At 48.6% G+C, this 14,184-nt stretch carries 14 protein-coding genes, 1 pseudogene and 1 riboswitch; of the genes and pseudogenes, 1 reads left to right on the top strand and 14 read right to left on the bottom strand.

Going from position 1 to position 14,184, the window contains the following annotated elements; translation table 11 throughout:
* Positions 1-218: 218 nt before the first annotated feature.
* The 8 genes from AC50YG_RS31695 to queC all read right to left on the bottom strand — a co-directional run bounded on the left by AC50YG_RS31695 (position 219) and on the right by queC (position 7,524).
* A complete protein-coding gene (locus AC50YG_RS31695) occupies positions 219-611 on the bottom strand; it encodes a hypothetical protein (RefSeq protein WP_494832854.1) in 393 nt (130 codons plus the stop codon).
* Between the two features lie 109 nt (positions 612-720).
* Entirely contained in the window at positions 721-2,514 is a 1,794-nt protein-coding gene (locus AC50YG_RS31690) for a cohesin domain-containing protein (protein ID WP_494832852.1), read from the bottom strand.
* A 49-nt stretch (positions 2,515-2,563) separates the two neighbouring features.
* Entirely contained in the window at positions 2,564-4,351 is a 1,788-nt protein-coding gene (locus AC50YG_RS31685) for a hypothetical protein (protein WP_494832850.1), read from the bottom strand.
* Positions 4,352-4,570: 219 nt separating this feature from the next.
* On the bottom strand, positions 4,571-4,885 hold the full coding sequence (locus AC50YG_RS31680; protein ID WP_494832845.1) for a hypothetical protein: 315 nt from the start codon (positions 4,883-4,885) through the stop codon (positions 4,571-4,573).
* A 92-nt stretch (positions 4,886-4,977) separates the two neighbouring features.
* Complete coding sequence (gene queF, locus AC50YG_RS31675) at positions 4,978-5,475, bottom strand: preQ(1) synthase (protein WP_494832841.1); 498 nt, start codon at positions 5,473-5,475, stop codon at positions 4,978-4,980.
* 123 nt (positions 5,476-5,598) lie between these two features.
* Positions 5,599-6,336, bottom strand: a complete 738-nt coding sequence (queE, locus tag AC50YG_RS31670) for a 7-carboxy-7-deazaguanine synthase QueE (RefSeq protein ID WP_473761594.1) — start codon at positions 6,334-6,336, stop codon at positions 5,599-5,601.
* Complete coding sequence (locus AC50YG_RS31665; protein WP_473761596.1) at positions 6,329-6,814, bottom strand: 6-pyruvoyl trahydropterin synthase family protein; 486 nt, start codon at positions 6,812-6,814, stop codon at positions 6,329-6,331. Before AC50YG_RS31665 ends, queE begins: the two co-directional genes overlap by 8 nt.
* Positions 6,811-7,524, bottom strand: a complete 714-nt coding sequence (queC, locus tag AC50YG_RS31660) for a 7-cyano-7-deazaguanine synthase QueC (protein WP_494832838.1) — start codon at positions 7,522-7,524, stop codon at positions 6,811-6,813. Before queC ends, AC50YG_RS31665 begins: the two co-directional genes overlap by 4 nt.
* A gap of 205 nt (positions 7,525-7,729) precedes the next feature.
* Positions 7,730-7,773: riboswitch (PreQ1 riboswitch) on the bottom strand.
* Positions 7,774-7,976: 203 nt separating this feature from the next.
* Here queC and AC50YG_RS31655 point away from each other — a divergent pair.
* Positions 7,977-8,771 carry an AIM24 family protein gene (locus tag AC50YG_RS31655; protein WP_473761601.1) on the top strand — a complete coding sequence of 265 codons (795 nt, stop codon included), beginning with the start codon at positions 7,977-7,979 and terminating at the stop codon, positions 8,769-8,771.
* 109 nt (positions 8,772-8,880) lie between these two features.
* Here AC50YG_RS31655 and AC50YG_RS31650 read toward each other — a convergent pair.
* From AC50YG_RS31650 to AC50YG_RS31625, 6 genes and pseudogenes are all read right to left on the bottom strand, one after another.
* Positions 8,881-9,054 (bottom strand): annotated as a pseudogene (locus AC50YG_RS31650) (VOC family protein); the annotation flags it as partial.
* A gap of 55 nt (positions 9,055-9,109) precedes the next feature.
* Positions 9,110-9,835 carry a nucleoside phosphorylase gene (locus AC50YG_RS31645; RefSeq protein ID WP_494832858.1) on the bottom strand — a complete coding sequence of 242 codons (726 nt, stop codon included), beginning with the start codon at positions 9,833-9,835 and terminating at the stop codon, positions 9,110-9,112.
* Between the two features lies 1 nt (position 9,836).
* Positions 9,837-10,508 (bottom strand): sulfite oxidase-like oxidoreductase, encoded by a 672-nt coding sequence (locus AC50YG_RS31640; RefSeq protein ID WP_494832836.1) that lies wholly within the window; start codon positions 10,506-10,508, stop codon positions 9,837-9,839.
* A 44-nt stretch (positions 10,509-10,552) separates the two neighbouring features.
* Positions 10,553-11,476: an ABC transporter permease gene (locus AC50YG_RS31635; RefSeq protein WP_056040066.1), complete on the bottom strand. Its 924-nt coding sequence runs from the start codon at positions 11,474-11,476 to the stop codon at positions 10,553-10,555.
* A gap of 1 nt (position 11,477) precedes the next feature.
* On the bottom strand, positions 11,478-12,530 hold the full coding sequence (locus tag AC50YG_RS31630; RefSeq protein ID WP_341281833.1) for an ABC transporter permease: 1,053 nt from the start codon (positions 12,528-12,530) through the stop codon (positions 11,478-11,480).
* 4 nt (positions 12,531-12,534) lie between these two features.
* Positions 12,535-14,022 carry an ABC transporter ATP-binding protein gene (locus tag AC50YG_RS31625; protein ID WP_494832833.1) on the bottom strand — a complete coding sequence of 496 codons (1,488 nt, stop codon included), beginning with the start codon at positions 14,020-14,022 and terminating at the stop codon, positions 12,535-12,537.
* Positions 14,023-14,184 lie beyond the last annotated feature (162 nt).

Genomic DNA, 14,184 nt, shown 5'->3' with positions numbered 1-14,184 from the left:
AAACTCTCCATTTAGGTGTTTGACTTGCTCATTACTTTTTTGTATCGCTTTACATTAACGAAGTTAATGTGGCAGTTTCACTCGTTGTTCAGTTTTCAAAGAACAATTTCTTTTGCTTGTTTCTTGCGTCCGAACCGTGTATCTCTCGGCCGGAATTAGAATATACCATGGGTTCCTATACTATTGCAAGTGTTTTTTCAAAAAAACTTTAAAAACATTCAAACCCACTCTTTTTTGCAGCCCTGTTCAAGCGGTATCAGGTTCCTATCGAAGTAAATATGAAAGTCGGGAGCTATCTTCTCCTTAAAAACATCTGGCAACCGCTGAATGTCATGAAGCTCCTCCCTATTCAGTCCAAGCCTGGACCAGCCATTGCTCGGATAAACCTCGTACAATTTCGAAGCCATGTCCCCCTTCCGAGCTGTAAACGGATAGATCGAGGCGTTGTCGCAATCGGGCTTTTGGCTCGCGACGATGTCGGTTATGAGATAGTCGACAGCATCATTTTTTCCACTATGCACTTTACCGAATTTCGTTTTAAGCTGCTCCCTCGTGTCGGAATAAGCAGCCGCGATAAAATCCGCCCATGAAGATTGATAGTGAAGCCGCATAAAAATAACAAAAAGGCGAATCAGCTGCCAGAGCGATTCACCCTTAAATTATACTCTGAAAATATCCATGTGCATTCTTTCTTTCTATATTAATGCCAAGGCTTTATAGCTAAGTTAAGCTGTAATTCGCAATAATGTAGGAAATATCAAGCAAATCCACTTCATTATCACGATTAAGATCAGCGCCGCTCGCTTTAAAGTCCCACCAGCCAATGATCTTTGATTTGCCAAATTGTTTAGCAACGAACTGCAAATCGATCAGGCCTATTTTTCCATTGCCATCCACATCACCTGCATTCATTGGTCCGACATTAAGTGTAATATCACGGTTCACTTCAATAGATTGAATGGCCGTTACATGTCCGGGAACAACGATGCGTACTTTAAATGTACCATTAGGAACTCTTAGGGTGTAGCTTCCGTCTGCCTTGACCTCGCCAATTGCTGCCACATAGCCCTTTGAATCAACAGCTTCTACTACAACTTTGTGAACGCCTTCTGCTCCGTCATACCAAACCGTACTATAATTTATATCGCTTCCAAATGCTTCTGCCGTTATTTGGCCAGAAATTTTATGTTGCAGCTCACCTGGCCCACTCACAACCGATATTGACGTATTTTTCACCGTTTCAAATTTAATCGCTTGCGCATTGCTGTTTACTGCTTGCACATTAGATAGCACAAAACCAAACTCACCAGGTACCATGCTTGAGAAGTGAATGGTCATAAAGCTTCCATTACCGCTATAGCCCGCAATATCTCCTGCCAACGATACAACATAGTCGGTCCTCACGCTACCATTTCCAAGATCAACTGTTTTTTCACTCGTAATAATCGACGTTGTAGCATACTCTTGCCGTTGATAATTTCCCAGTATGACACTGGGTTCAATCGAACCCTTGAGCAGTTTGCTGTCATAGGTCAGACTAAACTGGGCAGCGTATAAATCAGTAACCCGAGCGAAATTTACGGAAACGTCAAACGCTTCTCCTATTGTGACATCGGTTTTAGAAGCAACCACCGCAATTTCAGGGGTTGTGTCCTCTTTTATACGTTCATACCTAACTTCGTGGCTGCTCTCCCGCGCGCCATTATAAGCAGCATCATGAATTGTAATATAAAAATAATTTTTCCCATAATTAAGCGGTACTTCGATGCTGAAATTTCCGTCGTCGTCAAATACTCCATCATATTGGACTTTTGAATCATTAGAGGGATTAGCAAACACCGTAATCCCCGAATAATCTCCCAATACATCAACCATTAGATCACTAATGACACGACCATGTATCGTACCTATACCATCTTCCACTGTAATAGAGGGATTTCCCAGTACAGAAACAGGCGAAGTAAAATCAATTACGAAATCCACCAACTGATCCATCAGCAAATCCCCGTCTTCCAGTCCTACTCGCGGTACCATGGCATAGTGACCATCCCATAATTGAATTTGGTTAGAGCCAAGCCACACCTCTCCCCCCCAAAATCTAATTCCATGCTCGCCGGCGGCAACATTAGTATTATAACGGCTCACAGTTCCTTGATAGGTTAGGGTATCTCCATCAATAGCGAATACATCCAAAGAAAAATAGGGAAGATACACGTTTATCAAATAAGAAATGTGCGTAAAGTCCGCGTAATTATCCCAATCTGGTGAAATTGCCCGATTTTCCAAATGTAGATCTGTCATCGGTGCTACTTGTGAGGAAACAGCTTGCTGCTTGCTCAAATCCATTTCTTCAAAACGGGCGGGCAGTTTAATTTGTTTCGTTTTAACGGTTGCCTCTGACTCTGCCGCTTCCACCTGGGTACCCGGAATAAAAAGGGAGAGTGTGAGTAGCAGCAAAAATAAAAACGTCGGCTGCCTTCTATTGACAGATTTCCAATTCATGAAATGCACCATAAGATTCCTCCCCGTTGAATTTTGCTACCTCTAATTGCCCTACTGCTATTTACAATTTATAGTTCGCTACAATAAAAGAAATATCAAGCAAATCAATCTCATTATCTCGGTTAATATCTGCGCTGCTCGCTTTAGCGTTCAGCCAGCCGCTCCCCTTAGATTTGCCGAACTGCTTGGCTGCAAGCTGCAAATCCTTTAGTCCTATTTTTCGATTCCCATCTACATCCCCTGCCTCAAGCGGGCCGAAATTAATGGTCACATCGCGGTTCGCTTCAATAGATGTTTCGGCCGATAGGTGCCCAGGAACGACGACGCGTACTTTAAACGTTCCATTAGGAACCTTTAGGGTGTAGCTTCCACCCGCAGCAACCTCGCCGATTGCAGCTACAGCTCCATTTGAATCAATTGCTTCAACAACCACTTTATGAACAGCATCTGTGCCATCGTACCACACGGTGCTATAATCAACGCCACTGCTGAATGCTTCCGCTGAAACCTGCCCAGAAATCGTATGTTTTTGCTCACCCTGACCTCTCGATACGGTTACTACTGTATTTTTCACCGACTCATATTCAATCGCCTCTGCATTGCTGTTCAGCGCCTGGACCTGAGATAGATCAAAACGGAATGTTCCTGCTGTCATGCTTGAAAAATGAAGGGTAGCAAAAGTTCCTGAGCCACTGTAGCCCGATATATCCCCGACCAGCGATACAATATAGTCGGTGCGCACGCGCCCATTGCCTAATTCGACTGTTTTCTCACTCGTAATGAGCGCTGCTCCAGCATTCGCTTGCTGCTGATGATTTCCAAGTGCTACACTTGGCCCAGTTGAGCCCTTAAGCAATGCGCTGTCATACGTTAGACTGAACTGTGCGGCATACAAGTCATGAACACGGGCAAAATCTATAGCAATCTTAAAAGTCTCACCGATTGCTGTTTCAATTTTAGAAGCAACCGCCGCAATTGCAGGTTCCGTCGGTTCTTTTTCACGTACGTAATCGACAGTATAGATCGGCTGTCTGCCGTTATATGCAGCATCGTGAACGGTTACATAAAATCGGTTAAGCCCATATTTAAGCGGTACTTCAACGCTAAATTCACCATTTTCAGCAAATGTTCCATAATAATATATGTTTGAAGAATTACTAGGACTAACAGACACTGTAATGCCAGAATAATCGCCCAATGCGTCAATCATCAAATCGCTGATGACACGCCCGTGTATCGTTCCCACATCATCTACTGCAGTCATAGATGGTTCACTCAACTCAGAAACAGGCGGCGTCAAATCAATAATGACATCGATAAGTTTATCCAATAGCAGGTCCTCTTCTCCCAAGCCCACCTGTGGAATGATCGCATAATGGCCTTCTTCTAATTGGATATACTCCGAATTAAGCATCACGGTTCCAGTCCAAGATGCATAACCATAGTAACCCGGCCCCATATTTTTAGTGTCCCTGAACAATCTTCCTTTATAGGTTAGCATCTCCCCTTCAATCGCATAAACATCAAGAGAAAAATAAGGGAGATGCTTGTTGAGATTAACATCAATATTCGTATAGTCTGCGTAATTATCCCAATCTGGCGAAATTGCATAAATATCAAGTGTCAGATCTGAAATCGGCTCAACCTCCTGAGAGCTGGCCTTTAATTTGCTAAAATCCATTTTGTCAAAGCTCATTGGCAGCTTAATTTGCTTCGGTTCAGTGACAGGCTGCGATTCTGCGCCCTCTGCGTGTATGTTTGAAAAAAACAGGGAAAGCGTGAATGCAAACACAAATGCGAGAACTAGCTCCTTTCTAAAAATGAATTTGTAATTCCTGAGTTGCAGCATAACATTCCTCCTTAATTGATGAATAGCAGTTGGCGAAAACCACGTCCACCTGTCTCATCCCATCTTTCTGATCATTTTATAGGAGATCCTCTGCAAAAAATGTAGAATTGCCTGTATGCAAAAAATCCGAAATCCCATCTTAATGAGGAATTCCGGATTTTTTGACGTTATTACTCTACTTAGGTCAAGCTAATTACAATCGAAAGCTCCGTTCGAGCGCTAGTGCTTTGCTTTTTTCACACTTTTCTTAGCAGCTTTCGCTTTCGAAATGTAGCTGCTGCCATGGCTTCCGCGACTACGGCGACTACTGCGGCTTCCACGGCTGTGGCGGCTTTTATGGCAGGAATCTTGGCTCGCATCTACGTCGGAATAATTGTATTCATACAAGTGCTTCTCACAAGGCACGCAATGATGGCGATTAACGACGTTAATTTGATGCACAACCTCAACGATCTGCGGATGAAAGACATCGTTTACTACCGTTACAGGCGGATCAAATACCCGGACAGTTGGACAAAACGAATCGCAAGACATACAAGGCATCTCCTTTTCTCATGGTCTACTATAATATACGAGAATGGGTCAGGCTTTGCTTGTGTTAAAGCCTTGCGAGACAGCTATCCCTACTAGCGATTATCTATTTTTTCCGGGTATAAATCATGGTTCATCAGGCGGTTTTCCGCCATCTGCTCGTATTTTGTGCCCGGCTTCCCATAATTGCAATAAGGGTCGATAGAAATGCCGCCGCGCGGTGTGAACTTGCCCCATACCTCAATATAGCGAGGGTCCATCAGCTTGATCAAATCGTTCATAATAATGTTCACACAGTCCTCGTGGAAATCTCCGTGATTGCGGAAGCTGAATAAGTACAGCTTGAGCGACTTGCTTTCTACCATTTTTACATCGGGAACATAGGAAATATAAATCGTGGCAAAATCCGGCTGTCCCGTCATCGGGCAAAGGCTCGTAAACTCCGGGCAATTAAACTTCACAAAATAATCCCGGTACGGATGCTTGTTGTCAAAGGACTCCAAAATTTCCGGCGAATATTCGAACGTATAAGCTGTTCCCTGATTGCCAAGCAGGCTAATCCCCTGCAGCTCTTCTTCTTTTCTTCCACTCATCGTTGTTCGCTCCTTCTCTTATCACTCATCGCAAACCTTCTATTTATAAACCTATCTATCTATACACAGTGAACAAGCGTAAACGGCCGAAAGCCGTCCTCTGGCGGCAAAGCTGCCGCTTCGCTAAACGCCGCGCTTGTTGCCCCACACCCAAGCGTGCAGCTGCGGCAGCACCCTCACCTGATTCATATCGCTGCGCACCATCACGCGCTCGATCAGCCATTCATACCGCTCTACAAGCTTGTCGCGAAGCTTGCCATTGTCGCCTTCAACAAGGTCATCATTGCCGGCTTGGACGAAAAAAAGCACTCCCGGATACCGCGCGTGTACACTTGCGGCATACGCCAAGTCAGCGTCGTCAAATACGACGACCTTCAGGCTAAAACTGCGCTCCGCTGCTGACAGCTGCCTTACGATCTGGTCCAGCATGTCCCAGTTGGTCGCCATTCCGGAACTCGGAGGCTTGGGCGATAAGGTCAGCTCATCAATGTCGAGCAGCCAGTCCTGCCACTTGCTGCCCTGCGTTTCCAGCGCAACCTGGATGCCTGCGGCATGCAGCCCCTGCACCAGCTCACCCGCATGGCGAAGCAGTGCCGGATTGCCGCCAGACAGCGTCACATGCGAGAACGCTTCTCCACCGACGGCGTGCAGCTCCGACATTACTTCCGCTGCAGTGAGCATGCGGATCTCATCCTTGCCTGTTCCATCCCACGTAAAGGCAGAATCGCACCAAGCGCAGCTGTAGTCGCAGCCGGCTGTGCGGACGAACATCGTTTTTTGCCCGATGACCATCCCTTCCCCTTGCACAGTCGGCCCGAAAATTTCCATAACCGGGATACGTGCTTCGGCCTGCTTAAGCATCGGGAGCAGCCGCCTCAGCTTGGACTTGTTTAGCCGCTAACTGCTGCGCCGTCTTTTTGGGGCGGTAAATGACGTAGCTCGTTGGCGTCTCGCGCAAAAACACTTGGACACAGCGCGGCTTGTTCGCAAGCTGATCCAAATATTTTTGCGTAATTTCATAAATCGTGCGCGCAACGACTTCCGTTGTTGGAAAATACTCCGCGCTTTGCGCATGGAAATGCTCGTTATCATCATTTAAATACGTATGGTCAAAGCGGTCATGAATGAGCCGCTTAATGAGTGCAAAATTAACAAGAAAGCCGGATGCATCGAGCTCATCGCCAGCGATCGTGACATTGGCGAAATACGTATGCCCATGGATCTGGGCACATTTGCCCGCATCGGCGCTCGGAATGCTGTGCGCGGCAGCAAAATGCATATCTTTATTCAGCTCATAGCTGTAGGGATGTGTTGCGGAAGGGTAAATTTGCTGAATCACTTGGCCACATCCTCCTTACGGGAAGACAAATATTGCTGAAGGCCCTTCGATCTAAGCTTGCATGCCGGGCATTCCCCGCAGCCATCTGCAATGATGCCATTGTAGCAGGTCAGCGTCTTGTTTCTGACGAACTCGAAGGCGCCCAGTTCATCGGCAAGCTGCCAGGTTTGGGCTTTATTCAGCCACATTAGGGGGGTCTCAATGACGAATGGGTAGTCCATCGCGAGATTAAGCGTCACATTCGTTGATTTAATAAAAATGTCGCGGCAGTCGGGATAGCCGCTGAAATCAGTCTCGCATACACCGGTCACGACCGTATGCGCGCCAATCTGCTTGGCAAGTATCGCTGCGAACGATAGAAACAGCAAATTACGGCCATCCACGAATGTCGTCGGCAGGCCGCCTTCTGTTTGCTCAATCGCAATATCGTCCCTCGTCAGCGCATTTGGCGCCAGCTGATTAAGCAGTGACATATCAAGCACATGATGCTTGACGCCAAGCTCCTGTGCAATTTGTGCGGCGGAGTCCAGCTCCAGCTTGTGGCGCTGTCCGTAATTGAACGTTACAGCCTCCACTACGTCATAACGCTTTAGCGCCCAAAATAAACAGGTCGTGCTGTCCTGCCCTCCGCTAAATACGACGACGGCTTTTTTCACCGCCTGCTCGCCAGATGCTGCTTGATTTTGTTGCGTTGCTTGTGTTGCTGTCATCCTTCATTCTCCTCTCTTCAATGCCGGCTACAGCCGGAGCATGCAGAGAGATCCTTCGAACATTTTGCCCATAAAACAAGGTGAAACGGATGTCGCCATCCTCTGGCGGTAAAGCTACCGTTTCAAAGATGAAATATAAGAGTGTATAAAGGTGAAACTTATACCTTCTTATATTTTAAAAAACGGAATTCATCCTGCCATTCCATTTTCCTTAGTTTTTTATAGAGGGAGTTCGCGAACCTCTCCTGTCGTGATGCGCCGTGGTCGGCGTTCACTCCAGACTTTATATTTTGATACCTCTCGTACTATAGCACAGCTGGAGGACGCTGAACAAGGGAAGACATTGGACTGCTACAAGGAAAACGAGTCTTTTTGTCGAATACATTGGGAGACTGGAAATACTTCACCTTCATCATCCAATAAAATGCGTGCAACAGGAGGAAGATACGTCAATGGCTTTTAAATTAAATAATGTAAAAGAAAACAAAAACGTCTTCATTCAAGATCAAATGGGCGGATTCAGCATTTTGGAATACAAAGAGGATCTCAGCTCCACGAATGCGATGGAAGCACAAGCAAACTATTTTATGAATCAAAGCAATATGCGCAAAAAACAGCTGATGATTGAGCTCAGCAACAATGAAATTATGATGAGCGCCGGTGCTATGCAGTATATGATCGGAAATATTGAAATGAATTCCGGCATTAAAGGCGTTGGTGGACTAATGCGAAATTTAGTCGCTGGCGCAGTAACCGGCACGTCCGCCGTCAAACCGGTATACAAAGGGACGGGTACGATTATGCTGGAGCCGACCTATCGCTATTTGTGGCTCATTGACGTGGACAACGACCATATCGTCATAGAAGACGGTCTATTTTTAGCCTGCCACTCGACCCTCGAACTAAGCGTAAGCGCACGCAAGACGCTCTCCTCGGCTGCGCTTGGTGGCGAAGGGCTGTTTAATTTAAGCGTTAGAGGAAAAGGCGTGCTCGCTATAGAAGCGCCAATCCCTTCAGAAGAAGCGGTTGTCGTCGAGCTGCAAAATGATGTGCTTAAGGTAGACGGCAACTTTGCTTTGATGTGGTCGAGCTCCCTTGATTTCACTGTAGAAAAATCAGGAAAATCACTTCTAGGCTCCGCTGCCTCGGGCGAAGGTCTCGTTAACGTATACAGAGGAACGGGTCTGGTATGGCTAGCGCCGCTTACGGATTACAAACCATTAGCTCAAGCAGGCGCAAGACGTTAACCCGATATACACACAAATTCGCTTTAACAAATGCACGATTGCGACAAAAAAAGACCGCCTCCCCACATAAGGGAGCGCGGTCTTTCGTATGAAAGCCTACTATAAACGCTTATGAACGGACAGGCAAGTTCAACTGCCACGATACGCCATATTTATCCTCCAGCTTCGTGAAAACCCCGTTGATTTCCGCCTCGCTGTCACAATTTACGAATAATGAAAGTGCGGGAGTAAAGGCATGGGGATGCGAATCGCTGAGCTGGTTGTCCATGCACATCACCTGCTGAAAACATCAAAAAGGCAAATACGTTCTGTTCCACTTGACCTTCACTCCCTTTTCTTTATGCGCTTGCCAGTTTCAAGGCCGCGTTCAAAGCAGCAGCAATTTCCCGTTCGATAGCTTCCGCCACAACATTCGTATGCGGATCATATTCTTGCGCCAAATCTGCATCGGCATAGCCGTCCAAAGCTAGAATCGCTCCAGCGCGTGCGCCGCGCAGCGTTGCAATGATGTAAAGTGCAGCGATTTCCATCTCAACCGCAAGCGCACCAGCCTGCTTGTACTGCTTATGCGGAATGTCCACGACGCCTGTAAAGAAAGCATCAAGCGTAACTGTAATACCCTTTTTCACAATGCCGCCTTCCGCAACAGCCGCCTCATAAAGGGCGCTGCTTACTTCATGATCGGCAACCGCTGGAAAACCTTCTGGCACCAGCTGGCGCGTCAAGCCGTCTGCGCGAACCGCAGCCGTGCTGACAACGAGGCTGCCGGCAGGATAATCGGCCGAATAAGAGCCCGCTGTCCCAACGCGAATCAGCGTCGTAACGCCGCCCTTGATCAGCTCCTCAAAGCATACGGCCGCACCCGGCGAGCCTACGCCATGGCTGACTATCGCTAGGCGCACTCCCTTATAGGCTCCAACAAAGCTGCGGTATTCACGGCTGAATGCCAGCTCGCGCTTTTCCTCCAAATGCCCTGCAATCGTCTCGGCGCGTTTCGGATCGCCGCAAACGATAGCAATAGCGGGCAAATCCTCTGTATTCACTTGTAAAATCGGCAACAGCAAGTTAATCCCACTCCTTTTTATGCCATTCATCTTCCGGCAGCCCCAAATCTTCTCCCGAGAAGCGCTGCTCCTCAAACGGATCCGCGTAATTGTGAAAGCCATTGCGCTCCCAGAAGCCCGGGCGGTCCTCTGTCATAAATTCAAAGCCGCGAATCCATTTCGCGCTTTTCCAGAAATACAAATGCGGCACCACGAGGCGCAGCGGCCAGCCATGCTTTGGCGTCAGCTGCTCGCCATCATAGCTGTGAGCAAGCAATACATCCTCCCGCAATAAATCTTCAAGCGGCAGGTTCGTTTCATAATCCTGATCAGCATAAATCATCACATATTTGGCTTCCGGCTTAACGCCAAGCAGCGGCAGCAAATCCTTGAATTTGACGCCTTCCCACTTCGTATCCAGCTTCGACCAGCGGGTTACACAATGAATATCGCTTACCTGCGTCGTCTGCGGCATCGCCATCAGCTGCTCATAGGAAAAAGTTGTTTCCTTCTCGACAGCACCGCTGATTGTCAGCGTCCATTCCGCCATATTATATTCGGGCACTTCATTCTCATGCAAAATCGGAAAACGATCCGTCAGCGCTTGTCCAGGCGGAACCCGGTGGGCGATTTCGGCAGCCACATCAATATGCCGAACCGGCGCTTTTTTCAAACGTTCAGCTTTACTAAGCATACTCAATTAAACCTCCTTCAATTATGCGGCTTGCAGCAGCGCTCCTAACGCGAGCTTTCGTTCGCCTTGCGCGCCTCCGCCAAATAGCTTTTATCCTTGAAGAAAAACATCGCAATGATCGTCACTACATAAGGCAGCATCATTGTAAAATGGACCGGCAGCGCATAGCCCTGCAGCCGGGTGCTCAGCGCATCCATAAACCCGAACAGCAAGCTCGCACCAGCAACGCCAAGCGGATTAGACTGTCCAAGCATCGTGGCAACTAGCGCGATAAAGCCTCGTCCTGCCGTCATGCCTTCGGTAAACATAGTCACTTGACCGAGCGACAGCTGTGCACCAGCTAGTCCGCACAGGACGCCGCACATCAGTACAGCTCCATACTGAATATGCGTCACTTTGATGCCGAGGCTTCTCGCAGCAACCGGATTTTGGCCAGCAGCGAGCAAGCGGAAGCCCGAAACGGTTTTAAATAAATAATACTGCAAACAAGCGACGAGCACGATTGATAAATAGACGAGTGGCGAATGGCCGGAAACGACATCTCCGACCCAAGGAATGTCCTTAATCAGCGGAATATCCCATTTTGGCAGGCCTACCATGCTTTTATCGTAATAAGCGCCTTTGACATCAAAGATCGCCCGCAAGGAAAACGTCGTCAGCCCAAGCGCAAGAAAGTTAAGCGAAATCCCGACGACGATGACATTCGCCTTCAAATGAATGGCCATATAAGCAAGCAATAAGGAGAACACGAGCACACAGACGATAGCAAACAGCACAGCGAGCCATACATTGCCCGTCAAATGGTTGCCGACAATCGCCGAGAAGGCGCCAATGAGAATGAGCCCTTCCAAGCCGACGTTAAACAGGCCGACCCGCGCGCATAACGCACCGCCGAGCGCTGCAAGCAAAATCGGCGTAATCATGCGGAGTGTCGAAGCGAACAGGGAAACATCAAACAGCTGATCCACCTTAAGCCCCCGCCTTCTTCTTTTTCTTAAAGAACGAATAAGTAAACTTTGCGGAAATAAATAAAATAAGTACGGCCTGAATAATGCTTGATACTTCCAGCGGCACATCGGTATTGCGCTCGACGCCCATTCCGCCGGTTTGCAGCGCAGCCAGCAATATAGCAGCGAGCGCAGTGCCTAGCGGATTCGATCCAGCCAGCAGCGTCGCCATAATGCCTGACCAAGCGTACCCAGGTGAGGTAAGCGCGCCATCCAAATAGCGGTATTGGGTGCCCAGCACCTCACCGGCTCCGGCGAGACCGGCAAACCCACCGCTGGCGAACATGCTGTACAGCATCAGCCTTCCGCGATTAACACCGCCGTAGCTCGCGAACAGCGGATTGCCGCCCATCATCCGGATCTCATAGCCTTTAACCATATAACGCATAAACCAGGCAAGCGCTATAGCCCCAAGCAGTGCGAACAGAAACCCTGCATGCAGGCTCATCCCTTGAAACAGCTTGGGCAGCCACACGCTCTTATCCACCATGACCGTCTGCGCCATAGCCGCCGAGCCGGATCTGTCCATCAAGGGGTAGGAAACAACATAACCGGCAAATAAGGATGCTATATAATTAAGCAATAAGGTCGTAATCAATAAGTTCATGCGAAACCGGGCATCCAGCCATCCGGCAAAAGCGGACCATAGTCCGCCAGCAATTACGCCGGCAAGCAGCGCTGCAACAAGCTTAAACCAAGCTGGACCCGGCAAATAAATGGCGGTCACTGCGGCGCTTAGCGCGCCAAGCACCATTTGTCCTTCGGAGCCCATATTGAAAAAGCCTGCGCGGAAGGCAAGCGCCACCCCAAGCCCAATCAGCATAATAGGTGTAGCGCGGCTTAATGTATTCGTGAAAAAATAAAAACTGCCGAAGGCGCCCTTCCACATCTCGGCATAGGTCTCAGTGACAGATCCGCCAACAATCGCGATGGCGATAGCGCCCGCTCCGAGACCGACAACGATGGCGAGAAGCGGCTGCAATAACGCCCTCAGTATTCCTTTAAGCTTGTCCACCCGTTTATCCTCCCGCCATTAACAGACTAATTTCTTCTTCGGTAGCCGTTAAGCCCGGCAGCTCGCCAACGATCCGGCCATCATTCATAACGAGCACGCGGTCGGACAGCTTTAGTATTTCCGTCAGCTCCGAGGACACGAGCAAAATCGCTCCGCCATCAGCCCGCCGCTTCAGCAGCTCGCCATGAATAATTTCCATCGCGCCGATATCGACGCCACGGGTGGGCTCAGCTGCAATTAGGAAAGGTGTTTCCTGAGCAAGCTCGCGCGCCACAATCAGCTTCTGCAAATTGCCCCCCGATAAATATTGCGCCTTCGTATAAATCGAGCCTGTCTTAATGCCAAAACGCTCAACCCAGCCGCTTACGAGCTGGCGGATAGCAGCTCCGCGCAGCACGCCTCCGCGCTGATAGCGCCGGGCATGGCCCATTAGACCATTTTCCAGCACCGTAGCGTCCTTGGCCACGCCCCATTGATAGCGGTCCTCCGGTATATGGGCTAGCCCTTGCTCACGAATGCTGCGCACAGATTCGCCTGTAACCTCTTTGCCTCGCAGCTCGATTTTTCCAGAATCGACAGGGACAAGTCCCGAAATCGCCTGCAGCAGCTCCGATTGCCCATTGCCGGAAATACCGGCGATGCCGACAATTTCTCCAGCGTGAACGGTAAGGCTGACTTGATCAAGCTTCGGCTTGCCGTGCTCGCCTTTTATCGTAAGCTGCAGCGCTTCAAGCACTTTCTCGCCGCTCGCTGGAGCCTCTTTCTGCAATTCCAGCAGCTCGCGGCCAACCATCATTCGCGACAGCTCTTCAATACTCGTATCCGCCGCATTAACCGTACCGCTAAGCTTACCGTCGCGCAGCACCGTAATGCGATCAGCTACATCCATAATTTCCTGCAGCTTATGGCTGATTAGAATGAAGCTTTTGCCTTGTGCGGCCAGCCGCTTGATCGCAATAAGCAGCTCCTTGACCTCAAGAGGTGTTAATACCGCTGTCGGCTCGTCCAAAATAATGATTTCTGCTCCCTGATGCAGCACCTTCAATATTTCTACGCGCTGCTGCAAGCCTAGCGAGCAATCCTCTACCTTTTTCCACGGATCAACGGGCATGCCATAAGAAGCGCCCAATTGCTCTGTTATAAGTGCCGCTTGCTTGCGATCGAAGCTTACTGCCTTGGCGGGCTCCCGGCCGATGACGATGTTTTCAGAAATGGTGAACGTTGGGAACAGCATAAAATGCTGATGCACCATCCCGATTTTACTGTTAATGGCATCCGATGGGCTATGAAACGCCACCTGCTTGCCGTTTACAACGATGCTGCCAGAAGTCGGCGTCTCCATGCCGTACAAAATGCGCATCAATGTCGTTTTTCCAGCGCCATTTTCTCCGACCAGCGCATGAATTTCTCCTTTACGCAGCGAAAAATCCACTTCGCTATTGGCCTTTAGCGCTCCGTAGGATTTTGTAATCTTATTCATTTGCAGCAGCATGCGGGCAGCTCTCCTCTCACAATAAACCAAGGTGAAACGGCCCCGGGGGGGGGGGGGGGGGGCGGCGGCCCGGGCGGCGGGGCCGAAAAAAAAAAAAATAAAAATAAAAAAAAAAAAATAAAAAAAAAAAAAAAAAAAAAAAAATAGAAAATGTTTTAAAAA

The sequence above is a fragment of the Paenibacillus sp. J31R34 genome (assembly GCF_059383715.1).
This window is presented reverse-complemented; position numbering and strand designations above follow the sequence as displayed.